This is a genomic window from Rothia sp. HMSC067H10, assembly GCF_001810635.1.
Taxonomy (GTDB): domain Bacteria; phylum Actinomycetota; class Actinomycetes; order Actinomycetales; family Micrococcaceae; genus Rothia; species Rothia dentocariosa.
Window position 1 is genome coordinate 44,485 of record NZ_KV802293.1, and the last position, 17,743, is coordinate 62,227.

At 50.8% G+C, this 17,743-nt stretch carries 19 protein-coding genes; 9 read left to right on the top strand and 10 right to left on the bottom strand.

Translation table 11 applies throughout. The features are described 5' to 3' along the window. Positions 1-58: 58 nt before the first annotated feature. The 4 genes from HMPREF2756_RS04000 to HMPREF2756_RS04015 all read right to left on the bottom strand — a co-directional run bounded on the left by HMPREF2756_RS04000 (position 59) and on the right by HMPREF2756_RS04015 (position 3,728). Positions 59-691 (bottom strand): response regulator transcription factor, encoded by a 633-nt coding sequence (locus tag HMPREF2756_RS04000; RefSeq protein WP_013397543.1) that lies wholly within the window; start codon positions 689-691, stop codon positions 59-61. Continuing rightward, positions 684-1,916, bottom strand: a complete 1,233-nt coding sequence (locus HMPREF2756_RS04005; protein WP_070618560.1) for a sensor histidine kinase — start codon at positions 1,914-1,916, stop codon at positions 684-686. The genes HMPREF2756_RS04000 and HMPREF2756_RS04005 overlap by 8 nt, the downstream gene beginning before the upstream one ends. Positions 1,917-2,028: 112 nt before the next feature. Beyond that, positions 2,029-2,790, bottom strand: coding sequence for an ABC transporter permease (locus HMPREF2756_RS04010; RefSeq protein WP_070618562.1), 762 nt, complete (start codon positions 2,788-2,790; stop codon positions 2,029-2,031). Between the two features lie 2 nt (positions 2,791-2,792). After that, entirely contained in the window at positions 2,793-3,728 is a 936-nt protein-coding gene (locus HMPREF2756_RS04015) for an ABC transporter ATP-binding protein (RefSeq protein WP_070618565.1), read from the bottom strand. Between the two features lie 335 nt (positions 3,729-4,063). Here HMPREF2756_RS04015 and ychF point away from each other — a divergent pair, with 335 nt between their 5' ends. Together ychF and HMPREF2756_RS04025 are read left to right on the top strand one after the other, a co-directional pair. Beyond that, positions 4,064-5,149: a redox-regulated ATPase YchF gene (gene ychF / locus HMPREF2756_RS04020; RefSeq protein WP_070618568.1), complete on the top strand. Its 1,086-nt coding sequence runs from the start codon at positions 4,064-4,066 to the stop codon at positions 5,147-5,149. A 147-nt stretch (positions 5,150-5,296) separates the two neighbouring features. Then, positions 5,297-7,405 (top strand): AAA family ATPase, encoded by a 2,109-nt coding sequence (locus HMPREF2756_RS04025; RefSeq protein ID WP_070618571.1) that lies wholly within the window; start codon positions 5,297-5,299, stop codon positions 7,403-7,405. 109 nt (positions 7,406-7,514) lie between these two features. On the opposite strand, the gene HMPREF2756_RS04030 is transcribed toward HMPREF2756_RS04025, so the two are convergent. Next, on the bottom strand, positions 7,515-7,727 hold the full coding sequence (locus HMPREF2756_RS04030) for a TOBE domain-containing protein (RefSeq protein ID WP_070618574.1): 213 nt from the start codon (positions 7,725-7,727) through the stop codon (positions 7,515-7,517). Positions 7,728-8,116: 389 nt separating this feature from the next. Here HMPREF2756_RS04030 and HMPREF2756_RS04035 point away from each other — a divergent pair, with 389 nt between their 5' ends. From HMPREF2756_RS04035 to HMPREF2756_RS04060, 6 genes are all read left to right on the top strand, one after another. Then, positions 8,117-8,947 (top strand): protein RtoA (Ratio-A), encoded by an 831-nt coding sequence (locus HMPREF2756_RS04035; RefSeq protein ID WP_070618576.1) that lies wholly within the window; start codon positions 8,117-8,119, stop codon positions 8,945-8,947. A gap of 431 nt (positions 8,948-9,378) precedes the next feature. Further along, a complete protein-coding gene (locus tag HMPREF2756_RS04040) occupies positions 9,379-10,122 on the top strand; it encodes a 1,4-beta-cellobiosidase (protein WP_246825830.1) in 744 nt (247 codons plus the stop codon). Positions 10,123-10,349: 227 nt separating this feature from the next. Then, positions 10,350-10,577, top strand: a complete 228-nt coding sequence (locus HMPREF2756_RS04045) for a YdeI/OmpD-associated family protein (protein WP_070618582.1) — start codon at positions 10,350-10,352, stop codon at positions 10,575-10,577. A gap of 135 nt (positions 10,578-10,712) precedes the next feature. Then, positions 10,713-11,174: a DUF2867 domain-containing protein gene (locus HMPREF2756_RS04050; protein WP_070618585.1), complete on the top strand. Its 462-nt coding sequence runs from the start codon at positions 10,713-10,715 to the stop codon at positions 11,172-11,174. Then, positions 11,171-11,905 (top strand): class I SAM-dependent methyltransferase, encoded by a 735-nt coding sequence (locus tag HMPREF2756_RS04055; protein ID WP_070618588.1) that lies wholly within the window; start codon positions 11,171-11,173, stop codon positions 11,903-11,905. The genes HMPREF2756_RS04050 and HMPREF2756_RS04055 overlap by 4 nt, the downstream gene beginning before the upstream one ends. A 67-nt stretch (positions 11,906-11,972) precedes the next feature. Further along, entirely contained in the window at positions 11,973-12,164 is a 192-nt protein-coding gene (locus HMPREF2756_RS04060) for a type II toxin-antitoxin system VapB family antitoxin (protein WP_070618591.1), read from the top strand. Between the two features lie 104 nt (positions 12,165-12,268). On the opposite strand, the gene HMPREF2756_RS04065 is transcribed toward HMPREF2756_RS04060, so the two are convergent. The 3 genes from HMPREF2756_RS04065 to HMPREF2756_RS04080 form a co-directional block, all read right to left on the bottom strand. Beyond that, complete coding sequence (locus HMPREF2756_RS04065) at positions 12,269-12,526, bottom strand: GlsB/YeaQ/YmgE family stress response membrane protein (protein WP_070618593.1); 258 nt, start codon at positions 12,524-12,526, stop codon at positions 12,269-12,271. A 375-nt stretch (positions 12,527-12,901) separates the two neighbouring features. Further along, positions 12,902-13,717 (bottom strand): class I SAM-dependent methyltransferase, encoded by an 816-nt coding sequence (locus tag HMPREF2756_RS04070; RefSeq protein ID WP_070618596.1) that lies wholly within the window; start codon positions 13,715-13,717, stop codon positions 12,902-12,904. Between the two features lie 657 nt (positions 13,718-14,374). After that, complete coding sequence (locus HMPREF2756_RS04080; protein WP_070618601.1) at positions 14,375-15,334, bottom strand: NAD(P)-dependent alcohol dehydrogenase; 960 nt, start codon at positions 15,332-15,334, stop codon at positions 14,375-14,377. Between the two features lie 307 nt (positions 15,335-15,641). On the opposite strand from HMPREF2756_RS04080, the gene HMPREF2756_RS04085 reads away from it, so the two are divergent. Further along, positions 15,642-16,274: a DJ-1/PfpI family protein gene (locus HMPREF2756_RS04085; RefSeq protein WP_070618634.1), complete on the top strand. Its 633-nt coding sequence runs from the start codon at positions 15,642-15,644 to the stop codon at positions 16,272-16,274. A 118-nt stretch (positions 16,275-16,392) separates the two neighbouring features. On the opposite strand, the gene HMPREF2756_RS04090 is transcribed toward HMPREF2756_RS04085, so the two are convergent. Both HMPREF2756_RS04090 and HMPREF2756_RS04095 read right to left on the bottom strand, forming a co-directional pair. After that, positions 16,393-17,175 carry an SDR family NAD(P)-dependent oxidoreductase gene (locus HMPREF2756_RS04090; protein ID WP_013397517.1) on the bottom strand — a complete coding sequence of 261 codons (783 nt, stop codon included), beginning with the start codon at positions 17,173-17,175 and terminating at the stop codon, positions 16,393-16,395. Positions 17,176-17,306: 131 nt separating this feature from the next. Then, entirely contained in the window at positions 17,307-17,666 is a 360-nt protein-coding gene (locus tag HMPREF2756_RS04095; RefSeq protein WP_013397516.1) for a nuclear transport factor 2 family protein, read from the bottom strand. Between the last annotated feature and the right edge of the window lie 77 nt (positions 17,667-17,743).

Below are 17,743 nucleotides of genomic sequence, written 5' to 3' on the forward strand. Positions count from 1 at the left end.
TAAAGTGCTCCCGAATGAAGAAAACGCTCCCGAATTAGCGGTACAACCGCAGGAAGCCCTAGAGCCAACCGTTATCGGCGGCGATACGTATCGCCTCCTGCCGGTTCGAGGCGTTAAGCTTCGCCATCGCAGAAGACAGATGATTACGCACCGTACCGGGGGAGAGGAACAGCTGCTCACCAATAGCTCGCGCCGTAGCACCATGACCGGCAACCCGCAGAATCTCGGTTTCGCGCTCGGTCAGCGGAGACTCCCCATACGCCAAAGACTCCGCCGCAAGCGCCGGATCCACCACATGCATACCCGCATGAACACGCCGAATGCCCTCCGCCAGCTGGGATGCGCTCGTATCTTTCACCATAAACCCGCTCGCCCCAGCGGCGAGAGCACGCCGCAGGTACCCCGGTCTGCCGAAGGTCGTCACAATGAGCGAACGTACCGGATCTCCCGTAAGCGTTACCAGTTTCGCATCCCGAATCGCAGCCGCCACATCAATACCGCTGGAAAGCTCAGAACCGGGCATTTCGATATCGAGAAGCACCACATCCGGGTGATACCGGTTGATCGCCGGAATAACCTCATCGCCGCCGCCAACCTGAGCGACCACCTCAATATCGTTCTCAAGTCCCAACAGCGCGGCCAGCGCCTCGCGCACAAGCTGCTGGTCATCGGCGAGCATAATCTTAATCATCTGTATCTCCCGAAGGCTCAATCTCGGCGGTATTACCGTCCATACTAACCCGAACCCGCGTACCCCGAACGTCTGCCGCCCCAGAACCGGCAGGATGCTCTCGCAGCCAGCGCGCCGGAGCGTCCTCAATAATAAGGGTTCCGCCCGCAGACTCCACACGACTCTTCATGCCCTTAATACCGCTTCCGGCAGCATACTCGGCAGGAATACCCACCCCATTATCAAGAACTTCAAGCCCGGTATTACTCAACCGCACCTCACAAAAACCGGCCTGCGAATGCCGCACAATATTCGTCACAGCCTCACGCAGCACCCACGAAAAAAGCGAAGAATTCACCCCAACCATTGAGAGAGCACGTTCCGCATCGGGCAGTTTCGCGGCGATCGACGCCGTCTGCAGGGCACGCGCCGACGCCTGAATTTCGCCCGAAAAATCCGGGATGCGCAGCCGCGTGACCGTCGAACGAACCTCCGCCAGCGAAGACCGAGAAAGCTGGGCGATCGCTTCAAGCTCCGCATCGGCACGGTCAGGGTCAGCATGCAGAAGTTTACGCGCCAAATCAGCCTTAAGCGTGATCACGGTCAGAGAATGCCCGAGCACGTCATGTACATCGCGGGCGATGCGCTCGCGTTCGCTGACCATGTCAAGCTTGGCCTGGGTTTTGTCGGCGTTTTTACTCAGCTGGATCAGGTAGGAGAACGCCATAATCCCGATCATAGGGATTCCCAGCGATAAGGTTAGACGGGATTTATCCGCAAAATTGATAGGAAACCCGTCAGAGAACATATAAATTATCCAGGAAACCGCCGCTATGGCGAAGGCGCCGCGAATCCGCGTGCTGTAGGGAATGTCCTCGGCAAAAGTCCACAGTGCCACAAAATAGATGGTGAACCCGATGAGTACATCTGCCGGTGGAATGGCGGCTATCAGCATCATTCCACATACAGGCATAAACAGAAGGGTTGTCCAGAGAAGTAGCCGCCTGAAATATGATGACACCGGAAGAACCCAGGGAACCGTATACGCGGCAACATCCGTGATTGAGAAAATGACCAGGCAGATAATGACGTACACGTGCTTCCACACCGGAGCGTTAGGCTCTAGAACACCGTCATAGATATACCCCAGAAATATGAGCCAGGGCGCGGAGAACCCCAGGCTAATCCAGCCGATTTTGCGTTCGTCGTGGGTGCGCGGCTGGTCTGTGGTGGGTGATGGGGTCATATGCTCCTCCTGGGCTCTAGTATAAGCACGCGTTCGGATAGAGTCGTGGGCGCATCCGGTAAGGTGGTGCCGGATGCACCCAAGATGTGGTGGGCACGCGCCATATGGGGTTTTAGCGCTTGGTGCTGCGGCCCATGAGCAGCGCGGTGGCGACGATGAAAATAACCGCCCATACGCTGAAGTTTACGATCCCGTGCCAGAGCGGTTCGGTCATATTCCATTCGGCGCCGCTGCCGCTAATAATGGTGAGCCCTTTGCTGAAGGGGTAGCGGGCGATTTCGGCGGCACCGTACAGCGGGGTGAACCGTGCGTAGGGCATAAGGTCTTTGGTGAGCGGGGCAAAGAGCGTGCCGAAGAAGGCGAAGATGACGATCACGCCGTTGGCGATGGAGACCGCGTTCTCACTGGGGATCAGAAGCCCGACGGCGAGTCCCATGAAAGCGAAGATGAGGGCACAGAAGATGCTCAAGGCTGCGCAGAGAATCTGCTGGCTAATCGGCATCTCAATACCAGTCAGCCGCCCGGCAATGTTCACAGCGACTACGGGCAATGCCGCCATAACGAAGGCCACGGCCGCCTTGGAGAACAGATATTTGCCGGTGCTGAGTGGGGTGAGCGCAAGCTGCCTGCCCCACCCGGCCACGTTTTCGACCACGGTCAGGCCACTGATTGACACGGTGCTGCTGATAGCGCCGTAGAGTGCCATGCCGATCATAACGTAGGCCGCAGCGTTACCGTCCGCAATTTTGACCGATGAATAGTCTTGCAGGGCTCCAAAAAGTAAATACAACCCAATCGGCATGACGACGGTGTAAAACAGGGATGAGAAAGAGAGCACCGATCGGCGAATTTCGTAGAGCGTGTAACGTAGCATGTCTAGGACTCCTTTGTGGCGCTAGATGCGGCTGATTCGGTGTCTGAGGTGAGGAGCATGAAGGATTCGTCCATGGAGGGCTTCACGATTTCAAGGTCACTCACAACCTGTGTGTTGAGCAGAAGCCGCACGAAATCTTCGGCATCCGAGACGTTCAGCCGGTGGCGGTATTTGCTGTTTTCCTGGGTAATTTCGACCTGCTGATGCGGTAGATCGTCAAAGGTGAGGGGCGCATCCGCCAGGAAGCTCACGTGCCGGTATCCGGTAAGGTCACGGATTTCTTCGGACGTACCATCGGCAATAATGGCGCCGTCACGCATGAGCACAATGCGCTGTGCGAAGTTCTGAGCCTCTTCCAGGTAGTGGGTTGCGAAGATAATGGTTTTACCGGTTTCGGCGAGCTTATCCATGCGTTCCCAGAAGGTGCGGCGGGCGGTAACATCCATGCCGGTGGTGGGCTCATCCAGAATGAGGATATTAGGGTCATGCATGGTGGCGATAGCAAACCGGATGCGCTGCTGCTGCCCGCCGGAGCATTTGCCGACCTTACGATGCGCCAGCTCGGTCAGGTCTGCGCTGGCAAGCACCTTATCAATGTCGATGCGGGTGGGATAGAGCGTGGCGAGCATTTCGAGGGTTTGTCGCACGGTCAGGTCTTTGAGAAGCCCGCCGGTTTGCAGAACGGCCCCAATATAGCCGCGCTGCACCGCCTTTTTAGGGGAGATACCCTGCACGGTGAGGGTTCCTCGCGCCGGCTCGGTCAGCCCCAGAATCATATCAATGAGAGTGGTTTTGCCCGCCCCGTTTGGGCCGAGCAGGGCTATAATTTCGCCCTTGCTGATGGTGAGGTCGAGATTATCGACGGCAGTGAGGGTGCCGCCTGGAACCCGGAAAACCTGGGTCAGATTCTCTGCCTGAATAACTGTTGTCGTGTTCATGCTTCTAGTACACCAGCTTTAGCCGGGTGCTATAAGTGCGTGCTGTCATGACATACCCATGACAGGTGTCATGGTTTTTTGGATGCGCCGCCTCGGCGGTGTTCTATTTTGCGAGTTATTGTGTATTTTGCGGTTATTTAAGTCGCCCAATACAACATAAACCCCAAAATAGCGGGGGGGGGAGGGCGGGTGTGTATCCGGTGGGGAAGGAACCCGAACCTCACCCTTCGGCGCAGAGTAACCGCCCGCGCGGTAGAATGTTAACTGTCTGTGCCTGCGCCTGGTATCACTTGGGGTTGTGGGCGAATTATCGTCGTCATTATGAAGGATTTTCTGTGGCTCTGACTATCGGCATTGTCGGTCTTCCTAACGTGGGCAAGTCCACCCTGTTCAACGCGCTCACCCGCAACACGGTGCTGGCGGCTAACTACCCGTTCGCTACGATTGAGCCGAATATTGGTGTGGTGAACCTGCCGGATGCCCGCCTGAACCGGCTCGCCGAGATTTTCGGGTCTGAGCGTATTCTGCCCGCAACCGTCTCGTTCGTTGATATTGCGGGTATTGTGAAGGGCGCCTCTGAGGGTGAGGGGCTGGGGAATAAGTTCCTGGCTAATATTCGTGAGGCACACGCGATCGCGCAGGTGGTGCGCGCGTTTGATGACCCGGACGTGATTCACGTGGACGGCAAGGTCGATCCTGCCTCTGACATGGAGACCATTAATACCGAGCTGATTCTGGCGGATTTGCAGACTTTGGAGAACGCGATTCCGCGCCTTGAGAAGGCCGTGAAGATTAAGAAGGGCGATGCCGCCCAGCTGGAAACCTACAAGCAGGCGCAGCAGATTCTTGAGGATGGGAACACAATTTTCTCGCGTGCGGCTGCCGAGAAGCTTGAGATGGCGCATTTGAAGGAGCTGAATCTGCTGACCGCTAAGCCTTTCATCTACGTGTTTAATGCGGATGAGGGTGTGCTTGCTTCTGAGGAGAAGCAGGCCCAGCTGCGTGAGCTGGTGGCCCCGGCGGAGGCTGTTTTCTTGGACGCGAAACTTGAGGCTGACATGGTGGAGCTTTCCGAGGAGGAGGCTCGCGAGATGCTGGAAATGAGCGGTCAGGACGAATCGGGGCTGGATAAGCTGGCTCGCGTGGGCTTCTCAACCCTGGGTCTGCAGACCTACCTGACGGCTGGCCCGAAGGAATCGCGCGCCTGGACGATCTATAAGGGCGACACTGCACCGCAGGCGGCGGGCGTGATTCACTCCGATTTTGAGCGCGGCTTCATCAAGGCTGAGGTTGTCTCCTTCGATGACCTGGATGCGGCAGGCTCCATGAATGAGGCCAAAGCCCGCGGCAAAGTCCGTATGGAAGGCAAAGACTACATCATGGCTGATGGTGATGTGGTTGAGTTCCGCTTCAACGTCTAAACTTAGAATAATTAAATAAATTAATATCTGAGTAACAGTGAGTTATAAGATCCCCTTGAGACAGTCGTATCTTTGATGAACTGATACTCAAGGGGATTTTATTATATCTATTCAATGTAGGAAATCTATTGGTTCTAGGAGGAACAAATGGTTGATGCAACAAAAGTATCAAAAATAAAGATTGATACAGAATATACTGGAGAGAAAACTTTTCCACTATTTTCCAGATTTAAGAAAAATGGAGATAAAGACAAAGATGCTCAGTGTGCCATTATTCTTGGTATGAATGGATCGGGTAAATCTACGCTAGCTCGCGCTTTGAGTATCGAAACCGATAAAACGAAATTCTTGGATAAGGAAGAAAGGGAACTAGAAAGCGACTTTTCAAATGTTCATGTATTCAACGAGGAGTATGTTATTAAAAATTTCCGAGCATCTCCAGAAGATAGTCTAGATCCAGTCGTCATGCTGGGCGGTTCTGTGGTAGTAAACGACAATATTAATGAACTTAAAAATAACATTTCTTCAATCAGCGCAAATATTGAGTCGTTGAAGAATAGGTATTTGAGTGATGTATTATCAGGCGAATCTGCAAATGTGAATATTCCTCATTTGGACTTCACTCTTACAGATTATGTGAAAGCTCTTATTGAAAATGAATTTCTTATAGAGGAGGAATTGTTATTTCATGATGATGAATCGGGGGTTGGGTTTTTATACGATTCGATTCTCGTTACTATGGTGGAAGGTAAGTTTATCTCCAAAGAAGAGTATGTCCGATGCATTGCTAATGGATTCAAGAGAAAATCTATTTATATCTGTAATGAGATAGCTGAAAATGCATCGAACGACTATTCACTGACCTTTATTGAAAATGAAATATATAAAGCGATCGGATTATTGAGGGAAAATTGGGAATCCATAGACAGGAGTGTAGACGTAGATGCAAGAATTGAAGTATACAATAGGATTGAAGATAGTTGGAGAAAATTGTCTTATTGGATAATGTTTTTGGTTTTTAAAGAATATAATTCAGTTTTTCAAAAAATTAGTTCAGGTATTTTATCTAGTGTAGACAAGGAACTGTTTAAAGAATATAAAAGAGAGATCGTTGGTCTTGAGAAGGATCTTTCGGTATGGGAAAGGAAACTCGAGGGAATCAATAGAAAAAATTCGGCTGGTCCTGTAATTGAATATATTAATAGACTGCTGGATATAGTTTTTGGCAAAGAAGTAATGCAGATTGAGTCTGCAAAGAATCATGGTTATTATGTTAAAAACGGGCAAGAGTTGGTTAAGCCTAGTAGATTATCTGTTGGGGAACAGAATGTTTTATCTCTATGTTATTTTTTTGCAACCCTTGCCCAAGGAAAAATTTTTACTACCTGTGTTCAAAGTGAAAATCTTGAATTTTCTTTGATAGAAAATCAGATTGTCGTTCTTGATGACCCTGTCTCAAGTTTTGATGACGGTAATAAGTATGGTATAATATCCCTTCTTGGCTATTTGTGTCAATCCATATTGAATAAATCATCAAAGACGAAGCTGATAATCATGACGCATGATTTATCTTTTGCACTCAACATGAGTAAAATGATAAAAGCTATCGATGATAGTAAATTGTCCTGCTGGGAGCTGCAAAAAGATTCTTCAGATGTGCTTATAAAATCAAAATTTGAAGATATTGATAAGTATGCTGGAATTCTTAGAAAAATGTATGATTTTGCCCTGTTGGAGGAAAAGGTCCCTGTGGTTCCTGCGCCGAATGATATTAGGCGTGTCTGGGAAGCGTTCTTATCTTTTGAGCTGGGTGAAACCTCTATCGCAAACATGGATTCATTGAAAAAATTGAGTGGATATTTTAGTAAGAATCAAAAAGTTGAGAGGTTCATGAGGGTTTTCATTCCTCAACTTTTCATAAATAATGACTCACACGCAAAGAGTCAGGTGATGAACGGAAATCTGTATCTTACGCCAACCCTAGAGGGTAAGCCGTATGAAGATTTTGTGAAGAATATCGTATGTTTTATGCATCTTGTTTCACCAAGGCATATAGCTTGGCGTATGAAGAGAACTCAAGGGGAGAATGTTCACGATTCTGTTGCAAAATTGGATAACTTGGTTAGAGAAGTCCTGGACGACCCCAAAATAGTTGCTGCTACGAGTTCCTGGCAAGGGAATCAGGGGTTGCGTCGTGCGCGCCACCGTGGAGGACGTGTACCCCTGGGGGTTCGTCGGCAGATCGCTAAGCGATAAAAACATAAAAGCGGAGCCCCGCACTGTACACACAGTGCGGGGCTCCGCCCTATTAGCCCTCGTGCGCCACAACAGGCAGCCGCCCGAGTTTAAACCCTATTGACCGGGATTAGTGGTCAGCGCCAACCATGACGTTGGATGCCTTGATAATGGCGGTAGCGGGCTTGCCAACCTGCAGCCCAAGCTCCTCAATAGCGGCGTTGGTAATCGAGGAAGAAACAATCAGGCCGGGAGCGATCTCAATCTTCACGATGCCGTTGGTAGCGCCTTCGGTAATCTCAACAATGGTGCCAGCGAGCTGGTTACGGGCAGAAAGCTTCATGCTCGGCTCCTTCCAGAGTAAACGAATATCCTCTACATGTTACATGTCTTAGTTTATGCAAGCATCTTCTTATGCGGGTAGTAACTCTCAACCCCCAGGGCTTACGCTAATTCCTGCGATGCGAAGCCGGGGTAATACTTGGATAGATCTGACTCAAGCACATATATTTCATAGATAAAATATTCAATATTTCTTATTGTAAGAAGTTTAGAGAAAGAGTTATTTTAGTTTTATAATACATATCTATTCTTTATTATGTAATATATCCACTTATTTACACCCTGTTATAAAAAATATTTGCAAAATCTGGAAAATTCCTGACAATACACATGGGCTTATGCGACGGTTAAAATACCAGCTGATATTTATCAGGAGAAAGGATGTGAATTATGACTACCACGAAGGTACCTGTATATGTATCCCTGGCTGTTGCTGGCATTATGGCTTTGAGCGCCTGTGGTTCAAATAGCTCTAATGATGCTTCGAATTCTTCCCCATCGTCTTCATCATCAACAGCCTCCAAGACGGCTAGCGCCGGTGGAGCTGGCACGGTGAACAACGGTGGTGGAAACTCCGCGAACTCCGGTTCAGGCGCTAACGGCGGCGCAGCAAATTCTGGTGCTGAAGGCGGCACTGGGGCGGATCAAAACTCCGGCGCTGGCGCACAGAGTGGCAGTGTAACCGGCGACGATACCAACGGCGGAGCACAAGCGAACCAGGGCGCTGAAGCCCAAGGTGGTGCCCAGGCAGATCAGGGCGCTGGCGCTAACGCCGCCGATAACGGTGCCGCCGCACAGCAGCAAAGCGGCGCGCAGCAGAACGGTGCTGGCAACGCACAGGCTGGTGCCAATGGTCAGGCTGACAGCGGCGCACGCCACTATAATCTGACCCCCGGGCAGTACATCATCCACCGTGAAGGCTCCTGGGACTACGTGAATACCACCGGCTTAACGTACCATGTTTACGGTGACGGCAGCTGGAAGAGCACCGGGGAAGACGGTACCAGTACCGTTGCGGCGGATGGTTCTTGGACTAAGAACTATGCCGACGGGCACACGGTAGCCCGGGTAGAGGCTGACGGAACCTACCGGGTTACCTATGACGGTCAGCTTTCCCCCGAGATACCTATTAACGCCGTCCCAGTGTCCCCCGGGAGCCTCCCCGACCCGAAGGCAGTGCCGGCAGTAACCCCGGTTAAGCCGACCAAGCCGGGCATGTAATAACCAGCAGAGATACTTTCGCAAAGTGCTTTGCGCGAAACGGGTGCGCATCCTCAATACCTGAGGATGCGCACCCTATTGTGTGCACAGCGTATACACCCGCTGAAATTTGGGGCTAACGTCGTCGGAGTTACGGGTTGGGGTGAACGTCAAAAAATTCTATACCGGTGGAAGCCACCGTCTTGCGAAATATGTGAGACAGTATAAATTTATGATTTTTCAAAATATTAATAATCTTTAGTTGATTCATTCATAAATAAAATTTAGTTTAGTTATATAAGATAATTCAATTTCTATAATGTGTAATACACGGGTGTAATGCATTTTGTGGTAAAAATATTTGCAAAATCTGGAAAATTCCTGACAATACATGTGAGCTGTGCGACGGTTAAAACACCAGCTGATATTTATCAGGAGAAAGGATGCGAATCATGACTACCAAGAAGGCTACCGCATGCGTATCTCTGGCTGTTGCTGGCATCTTAGCTTTGAGTGCATGCGGCTCAGATAGTGCGAATGATTCTTCAAGTTCGTCCTCGGCTTCTTCTTCATCAAGTTCATCTCGTGCTTCTAGCTCCACAGGAAGCTCCAACGCTGTGAATAACGGTGGTGGAACATCTGGAAATTCCGGTTCAGGCGCTAATAGTGGCGCAGGTACGGAACAGAATTCCGGTAATGGTGCAGTGCAGGGTGACGGCGGTACCAGTGCTGGTACCGGCGCTAATGGAGGCGGTGCTCAGGCAGATCAGGGTGCTGGAGCTAACGGCGGTGTCGCTGGCGGCGGAACCCAACAACAGGGCGCCCCCGGAAAGACAGCGAACCAAAATCCCGGTTCTGAAGGGTATGTGCAGGTTGCTGAAGACGGATCCTGGACTGCAACCGAACCCGACGGTGAGATCGTGAGGGTGTATCCCGATGGGTCGTGGGATCGGAGCAATCCAGCCACCGGAAACACCGATTGGGTGGGTGCTGATGGATCCTGGATTACAAATGAAAATGGTCTGCCCAATGGCTCCAATAAGAACTCACAGGTGCAACCTAACGGTACCTACGAGGTCAGGATGAACGGTGAAACGTCTCGTGAGACCCCAAGTGGAACGCCTGAAACCCCCGTGATGCCCAATGGTTCGAATGCGGTAACCCCTAAGGGAGCGGTTCAGCCTGCAAAACGCTGATACCCCTTTGAAAGAAACGGTTAGGCGCGCATCCTCAACCATCGCAGGATGCGCGCCTATCTGCGTCTGTGAGGTGAAGGCTAGCAAGAACCACCCTCAGGAGTACTGTGACCCGCGGAAAATACTGCCCCGTATAGTTCGCGCTTACCTGAAATCTTGAACCTGCCACCGTGCTACAGGTAGCGTGGAGTACAGGTACACGATAAACACCCACCTCAGGAGGCTTTATGCGCGAGCAACACACTATGCCGAAAGATGTTGCGGCGGCCCTAAAAAACGCGGGGTTACGCACCGACTATAAGGCTCGACCAGCGTATCAGCGCAACGACTATATTGGTTGGATCAACCGCGCCAAGACACCGGCGATGCGTATCGAGCGCCTCGAACAAATGCTCACCGAGCTGGCACAGGGCGGTATCTATATGGGCAAGGAACATAAGGCCTCACGTAAATAGGTTCATCATGTACTTTCACGCAGCCGTCCACATTTTGAATACGCACCCTGATCTGTATTCTGCACTCTGCCAGGATATGGAACGCGATTTATCCTGTGTTAGGCAGTTTTGCTGAGCGTACCAGGAGCCTTGAACATGCGATTTAACAATATGAATTTTTCTGATGGTCACTATGTGCAGATACCCACTAGTTGGGATGCACAGGAATTTACCTACCGTTTTTTATCTGCAACCCCTCCGTGGGTTCGTACGATAATGCGGGTTCGTAACCGTGTTGTACAGAAAATAGGGTTTACAGTACAGCCCTCATCGAAATCCAAGCAATTGGAAGTTACGGTTGGTTCATCAGCGGGCCCCTTTACTTTTACTGAGGTCACTGATGAGCATGTCATTGGTGGCCATAAGGATAAGCATATAGAGTTCTCCTCAAAATTCGTGGTTGCCGCTGCTGAGGAGGGCAGCAGGTCTGCGCGTGGCGGGATTGAAACACACGCCCAGCCTCAATCGGCTGTGGGGAAGGTGTACTTGACATGTATCTGGCCTTTTCATATGGCTCTAGTACCTTACATGCTGCGTCAAGTCGATATAAAACCATGAGGGCAAAAGATTATGACCCTCGTATAGTTGATTTCTATGATGAAGACAACCCCGATGGGGCGGACCATGATTATTACCGTTCTCTAGCTCATCGGTTTAATGCCCAAAGAATCCTTGACCTAGGATGCGGTACCGGCATACTTACCGTAACTTTAGCTCAATCGGGGCGTGCTGTTATCGGTGTAGACCCGTCAGCATCAATGTTAGAGTACGCACGCAGTCGCCCTGGCGCTTCCAAAATCCGGTGGATTCTGGGGGATAGCCGAAATGTTCCCGACCATGGCTTCGATTTGGTAGTGATGAGTGGTAATGTGGCGCAACACATCCCTAGCCCACAGTGGGAAAAGACCTTGAATGACCTACATCGTATAATGCACTCAGGTGGAATGCTCGCGTTCGAGAGCCGTAATCCAGCATGTCGAGCCTGGGAAAATTGGACTACGTCTACTACGACTCGCTCCACACGGCACGGACTGATATCTGAATGGTCAGAAGCGGTTGCACCTGATAATAATGGGCAGGTTCTGTACCGCACTAACTATCACTTCATGGACTCTGGAGAGACTGTGGTCCAAGAAAGTATCCTAACTTTTCGAGATAAAAAGACATTAGGCTACCAGCTGCAGAATGCAGGATTTGAAATACACGCCGTATGGGGTGACTGGTGCCGCACCCCTTTTGATGGCACTCAACCGATTATGGTTTTTGAGGCTGTGGTGCCAACGAGGTAGATATGCAAAATAAAGCAGCATTATTATCTATATCAAGGGTGTGTTGTTTACTGATGCGGAGGGTATTATGCGTACAACTGTGACTTTGGATGAAGAGATTGTTGCTAAAGCGGCTAAGCTCACCGGTATTGAAGAACATTCTTCTCTAGTGCGTGCTGCCTTGGAAACTCTGGTACGTGTTGAAAACGGACGCCTGCTTGCTACATTAGGAGGTTCCGAACCTCAAGCCCAAGCAGCTCCACGGCACCAAGATATATGAGTGCATGTAAGGGCGGTTTCTAATAAAACGCACCCATAACACAATAAAAGCGGATCCTCGAAACAGAATGTTCGAGGATCCGCTTTTGCAGAATGTGGAAGAAGCTACTTCTTGTGTGTGACGCCCAAGTAGATAGAGATGGCGGCCATTGCGGCGATAATCGAGAGAATCCAGCGGATCCAGTCAATACCAGATGTTTCAGCAACGCCAAGCAGGCCCGCTACCCAGCCACCGACAAATGCGCCGACAGCGCCCAAGATGACGGTCCAAAGAATAGAAATATTCTGCTGACCCTTCATGAACAGGCGGGCAAGGGCGCCAATAATAGCACCCGCAATAATCATCCCAATAAGCTGACCCATAGATACCTCCTTGCAGTTTGGATGAGTCGTATACTGCGCAGAGTTCTATAGACTTTGCGCACAAGCGATAATGTGTAGTCATCGCATACGAACCTTCATTGTACAGTAAAAGTTACTTGATGAGTAAACTATACGTATATGCAGGTTCAATCTGGACTGTATACCATGCGGGGTCTGCGAAGCTATAACCCCAGGAGTAGAAATACGCAGTCGGGGTAAGATGCGCTAAAAGGCAACGGGTTCTGGCTTGTTGCCTCACCCAGTTTCGGAATGCGGTTTATTTCCTGCTGTGCTTGAAATAGTGCACCGGTGGGTAAATTGCCGGATCCTGCTTGTGTAGGAAGAATAATCTGATGACGCTCAAAATAAGCAATGTCAGTCTATCCGGTAGTGGAGCATACGGAAGGATTCCTTCAGGAATGGTAAACGCCGCGCTATCATGGCAGACAGTGCCCCACTCTTCTTCCACGCCGGAAAGTCTGTCATCAGTCGTTTAGCGCTCACCAAATGCAGGTTATGAGCCCAACGCTCGGGTTCATGATCGTCGTCGCACCCAAAAACGAATCGCGCGCGGGAGTGCTTAAGCGCTTCGTGCTGATCAGAATGCGAAACCATCCACGAGTTTATGACATCGAACGCGATCTCACTGCCGTGAAAACGCTGCGCAAGATCGCGGAACAGGGCGCGCACCATGTAACGGTCAAAGTACATCATCATGCCTTCAATCACGAACAGAAATTGGGCATTCGGCTGCAGATCGTTCAGTTCGTCCATCCAACCCGCGTCGAAGGCTGAGGTTCCCAGGAAAACTTCACTGCCTTGCGGGGGCAGCAACTTTATACGCAAAGTCATCACATCGGGTAGATCTAGGCTGTAAAACGGCACGTTCTGCGCGATTTCGCCGATGCGCTCTCGGCGGCTGTCTAGACCGCATCCAACATTAACGATCACCGGGTTAGGTTGGCGCCTGATGAAATCGGCCGCCAGTCGGTCAAAGTAATCTGAGCGAATCGCGGTACCGACAACGGTGTGAATGACGTTATCAAATTTAGAGAAATTGTAGTCTAACTGCGAAACGACTCGTCCAGCTGCCTCATCTTTGATGATTGGATCGGGCTGTTGCGAGGCGAGGTGCTTCATGTACAGGGGGATAAGTAAGGTCTCGCTGATGGCATCTTCGATTTTCAGCATAGGAAAAGGCCCCTTTCAGCTTTGACGAGGAGGTTAGCTTATCCTTAGTATACCGCGCGAGAACCGTTATTTTTAGGGTCTTTTCCAAAGGTTTTTATGCGGCGGCGCAAGATTGAGGAGTGCTACCGCAGCCGAGAGGCGGCTCTAGATATGTAAAGAAGAACCGTGTGAGGCAAATGCTGGTGCATATTCAGGCTCTTATTCTGGCGTTACAACCACAACAAAGCGGGAGCATTTTCTTCATTCGGGAGCACTTTAACTGCTCCCGAATGAAGAAAATGCTCCCGGATTGAGCGTTACCGCAAGAGAAGAACTCTTCCATTACCTAAACAAATCCCACACGCTGAAGGTCGTACGGCGGTAGATAGCCCCTTTTATGGCTCGCTTCGGGTTTTTCACAAACCCCATACCGCGCCTGCCATAACCAGGAATCACAGCTCTTTTTACGGCGCGTTTTGCCCGGTCGGTGGTGCGGGCCTTAATCATTCGTTTTACACTGGGTTTACGCATACCAATTCTCATACCTTTAGCCTACTCGCAGCGTCGCAAACATGCGTGCCGCATCGTCACGATCACGCATAAAGGCGAGGCTTTGAGTGCACAGCCACCTCTTTGTAGCCATACGCCAAAACCTCGCCCGTATGAATAACCCAAGAGTTACATAACCACTATGAGTTTGCCGCGTGTATGTTTCTCAGCTACACGATCCTGCGCGGCGCCAAGCTCCTCAAGCGAGTATTTCTTCTCAATAACTGGGCGCAGCTGACCACGCTCGACGGCATTGGTAATCCACTTCATGGCCTCAGACGATGCCTTGGTTGCCAGCAGGAAACCCACGCGACGGTTCGTGAACAGCGAAGTCAGCACTGCCGGAAGACCGTCGGGCGAGACCGTCATCATGCGCCCACCCGGCTTCAAGTAGTTGCGGTAAAATGCGGTCACAACGCCGCCGCAGTCCAGGATCGCATCGAATTTCTCAACCTTTTCGGGGTCTGGCAGAACCTCGTGGTCGTATGCCTCAATCGAACCTAGCTCGCGGCACAGAGCTATATTTTCTTCGGCAGAAACAGTCGCCACCTGAGCCCCCAAAATCTGCCCGATCTGCAGCGCGGCATGCCCCACACCGCCACTGGCACCCACTACCAGCAGACGCTGACCCGCCTGAAGCTTTAGGTTCTTGCGGAGCACCTGCAGTGCGGCAAGGCTCACGAGCGGCAGTGCCGCCGCATCAATCTGGTTCTGGATGCGCGGTGCATGGCTAATTCGGTTCTCACGGAATAGCGCGTATTCGGCTGCTGTGCCGGTGGGTGACATCGAAATGGAGCCGTTGAACCCCCACACAATATCGCCAACTTTGTAGTCCATCACGCCGGTGCCCACGCTGACAACCTCGCCGAGCGCATCCACACCGGTACCTTTGGGGAAGCGTTTACCCGTAAAAAGTCGCATTTCGCCTTCGCGCACGATCACGTCAATGCGATTCACGCTGAAGGCCTGCACGCGTACCAACACCTGACTGGGGCGGGGAGACGGCACGGGAATCTCGTTGATCGTGAGCAGATCAGACCCGCCAAATTTGTCGTATTGTACGGCGCGCATTGTGGATGGTAGCGACATATTTATCTCTTTCTTATCGGTCATTGCGGAAGCATCGGTATAGTCGGTATAGGATGCACGGCATTCGACATGAGAACCGCAGCTGTGTAATGGGCGACGGCACCCAAATAATGCCTCTGTGTTTAACTCTAACCTGTATGCGTGCCAAACCGTGATAAATGACGGTTTTACGACGGGCACACGAGCATATTTCCAGGCGTACAAACCAGCAGCACATGCCTGAGTGCATAATAAAAACCCTTGATGTGCATAAAACGTTGAAGAATCGTACTTGATTCACATAAAGACCCTTCTTAGCATGGGTGCTATGACGACTACATCTGTGTACTGTCTTTTCTTCGACGGCTATGAGACTCTCGACGCTATGGGACCCATCGAATTTTTGCACCGTGTGCCTGATGTGCGTATGCGGTATATCTCGGTAGCGGGCGCATCCGAGAGCGGTAGTTCACTGGTACGTTCCGCCCAGGGCTTTACCCTCAAGACGGAAATTGTTGAAAGTCTTCCTCTGGGGAGCATTCTGCTGATTCCAGGAGGTATAGGCACGCGCTCTCTCGTCATGAATAACCTATTCCTGCAAAACCTTGCGAAATTGGTACAGCAAAGCCAAACCTGCCTGACAGTCTGCACCGGAGCGGCACTTCTTGCCGCCACAGGTGTTCTTGACGGGAAGCCTGCTACTACTAACAAACGTGCCTTCGAGTGGGTGCGCGGGACGCGCCCACAGGTGAGGTGGCAGCAGAAGGCGCGTTGGGTGAGCACAGAGAAGTTTTATACATCCTCGGGAGTTTCAGCGGGTATGGATATGACTCTAGGTTTTATCGCCGACCGGTGGGGCTTGGAAGCGGCTCAAGAGATCGCGTCCCGCTGCGAATATCTGTGGCAAAATGACCCGGACACTGACCCATTTGCACATTCTGCTGAGTTCGAATCAGCGTAGCTTCCTCCCAGCGCATAAAAAAGACCCTTTATACGAATAAAGCGTTAGAAAATCCGCTTGATTCGTATAAAGAGCCTTTTTTACAACACTAGGGAGAGGGGAGAACAGGGCAGCAAGCCTAGTGCGTCGTAACACCACCATCCACGCTCAATACCGCGCCGGTCACCCATGCGGCCGCATCCGATGCCAAAAACGCGGCGGCACGCCCAATATCATCAACATTCCCGATGCGCCCCAACGGAATCAACGCCGAGGCATTTTGCTTCATTTGCTCCTGCGCTTCAGGCGGCATCGCAGAAACATTGCGCAGCAATTGTGGAGTTTCGACCATTCCCGGCGCAATCGCATTCACGCGCACTCCGGCGGAACCCGTCTCAAACGCTAATGACTGTGTGAAAAGATTTAATGCGCCCTTTGTCATGGAATAGACCGTCGAAGGGCGCCCGGGAAGCATTCGTTTCGAAAAATATGACGAAATGTTAACAATATTGCCAGAATTTTTAGCGAGTTCAGGCAATAACTTTTGTGCCAAGAAATACGGGGCTTTGACGTTGAGATTAAAATGCTCGTCAAAAGCGTTCTCATCGGTTTGTTCAAAGGGAATAAACCGTGCAATACCGGCATTATTGACCAGCACATCAATACTTCCCAAAATATCAAGGGCGTGCTCGGCGGCACGGTGTACTTCAGAAATATCCGTTAAATCTGCTGCGAAGGTGTGCACGGTCACGGGGTATTCGCTCAAGCGCGCGCTGGCTTCTGCAAGTTTTGTGGGGGTGCGAGCAATGAGGAATAGGTTAGCACCTTGGCGGGCAAATTCTTCGGCAATACCGTAGCCGATACCGTCGCTTCCGCCGGTAATAACGGCATTCTTGCCGGAAAGCGCAGAATTGGTATTCATGATGATCTCCTTGGGGGAGGGAATGAGTGATAAAGAGTAATTCCCGCATAAAACCTGCTATCTCAGGCGAGAGCAGCGAATGTGCTGCGGGTATTAGAGAGCTGAAGTTGAATGAAAGCGGCTAGAAAGCTTTACTCGCCTTTTATAAAGGCCATAAAGGCGGCGCCGTCAAGATAGATGCTGGAGGCAATAATTTTGCCGTCTCGCACTGTGAGAAATTCCGGAACCTCAAAAATCTGGGTGTCTCCTGCGGGGGACTTTGCGGTGTAGCGCGCAATAACCGCCGCTTTGTCACCTTCAACCACAAGATGTGCAAGCTCAACATTAGTGGTGGAATTAAAAAAATTTCCGGCACCCTGCAGATAATCTTGTTTGCCAAGATTTTGTTCTGCACTGTTGAATCCGTAGGCTAATTTATCGGAAATGTAGTCTTGCCAATTTTCGGCGTGAATTGCCGAATAGTAATTCAGGACGGTCTGCTTAGTAGTCATTTGACCCTCTCGCGAATAGAATATATGACATGCGGGTATAACCCACGCATTTAACTGTAACAGACATGTTCTATTTA

Bases quoted from the DNA above. Each gene is read 5' to 3' on its own strand.
- HMPREF2756_RS04095 (WP_013397516.1), bottom strand. From the start codon at position 17,666: ATGACTACTAAGCAGACCGTCCTGAATTACTATTCGGCAATTCACGCC.
- HMPREF2756_RS04045 (WP_070618582.1), top strand. From the start codon at position 10,350: ATGCGCGAGCAACACACTATGCCGAAAGATGTTGCGGCGGCCCTAAAA.
- HMPREF2756_RS04060 (WP_070618591.1), top strand. From the start codon at position 11,973: ATGCGTACAACTGTGACTTTGGATGAAGAGATTGTTGCTAAAGCGGCT.
- HMPREF2756_RS04080 (WP_070618601.1), bottom strand. From the start codon at position 15,334: ATGTCGCTACCATCCACAATGCGCGCCGTACAATACGACAAATTTGGC.
- HMPREF2756_RS04065 (WP_070618593.1), bottom strand. From the start codon at position 12,526: ATGGGTCAGCTTATTGGGATGATTATTGCGGGTGCTATTATTGGCGCC.
- HMPREF2756_RS04050 (WP_070618585.1), top strand. From the start codon at position 10,713: ATGCGATTTAACAATATGAATTTTTCTGATGGTCACTATGTGCAGATA.
- HMPREF2756_RS04030 (WP_070618574.1), bottom strand. From the start codon at position 7,727: ATGAAGCTTTCTGCCCGTAACCAGCTCGCTGGCACCATTGTTGAGATT.
- HMPREF2756_RS04025 (WP_070618571.1), top strand. From the start codon at position 5,297: ATGGTTGATGCAACAAAAGTATCAAAAATAAAGATTGATACAGAATAT.
- HMPREF2756_RS04085 (WP_070618634.1), top strand. From the start codon at position 15,642: ATGACGACTACATCTGTGTACTGTCTTTTCTTCGACGGCTATGAGACT.
- HMPREF2756_RS04090 (WP_013397517.1), bottom strand. From the start codon at position 17,175: ATGAATACCAATTCTGCGCTTTCCGGCAAGAATGCCGTTATTACCGGC.
- HMPREF2756_RS04055 (WP_070618588.1), top strand. From the start codon at position 11,171: ATGAGGGCAAAAGATTATGACCCTCGTATAGTTGATTTCTATGATGAA.
- HMPREF2756_RS04000 (WP_013397543.1), bottom strand. From the start codon at position 691: ATGATTAAGATTATGCTCGCCGATGACCAGCAGCTTGTGCGCGAGGCG.
- HMPREF2756_RS04015 (WP_070618565.1), bottom strand. From the start codon at position 3,728: ATGAACACGACAACAGTTATTCAGGCAGAGAATCTGACCCAGGTTTTC.
- HMPREF2756_RS04035 (WP_070618576.1), top strand. From the start codon at position 8,117: ATGACTACCACGAAGGTACCTGTATATGTATCCCTGGCTGTTGCTGGC.
- HMPREF2756_RS04010 (WP_070618562.1), bottom strand. From the start codon at position 2,790: ATGCTACGTTACACGCTCTACGAAATTCGCCGATCGGTGCTCTCTTTC.
- HMPREF2756_RS04070 (WP_070618596.1), bottom strand. From the start codon at position 13,717: ATGCTGAAAATCGAAGATGCCATCAGCGAGACCTTACTTATCCCCCTG.
- HMPREF2756_RS04040 (WP_246825830.1), top strand. From the start codon at position 9,379: ATGACTACCAAGAAGGCTACCGCATGCGTATCTCTGGCTGTTGCTGGC.
- HMPREF2756_RS04005 (WP_070618560.1), bottom strand. From the start codon at position 1,916: ATGACCCCATCACCCACCACAGACCAGCCGCGCACCCACGACGAACGC.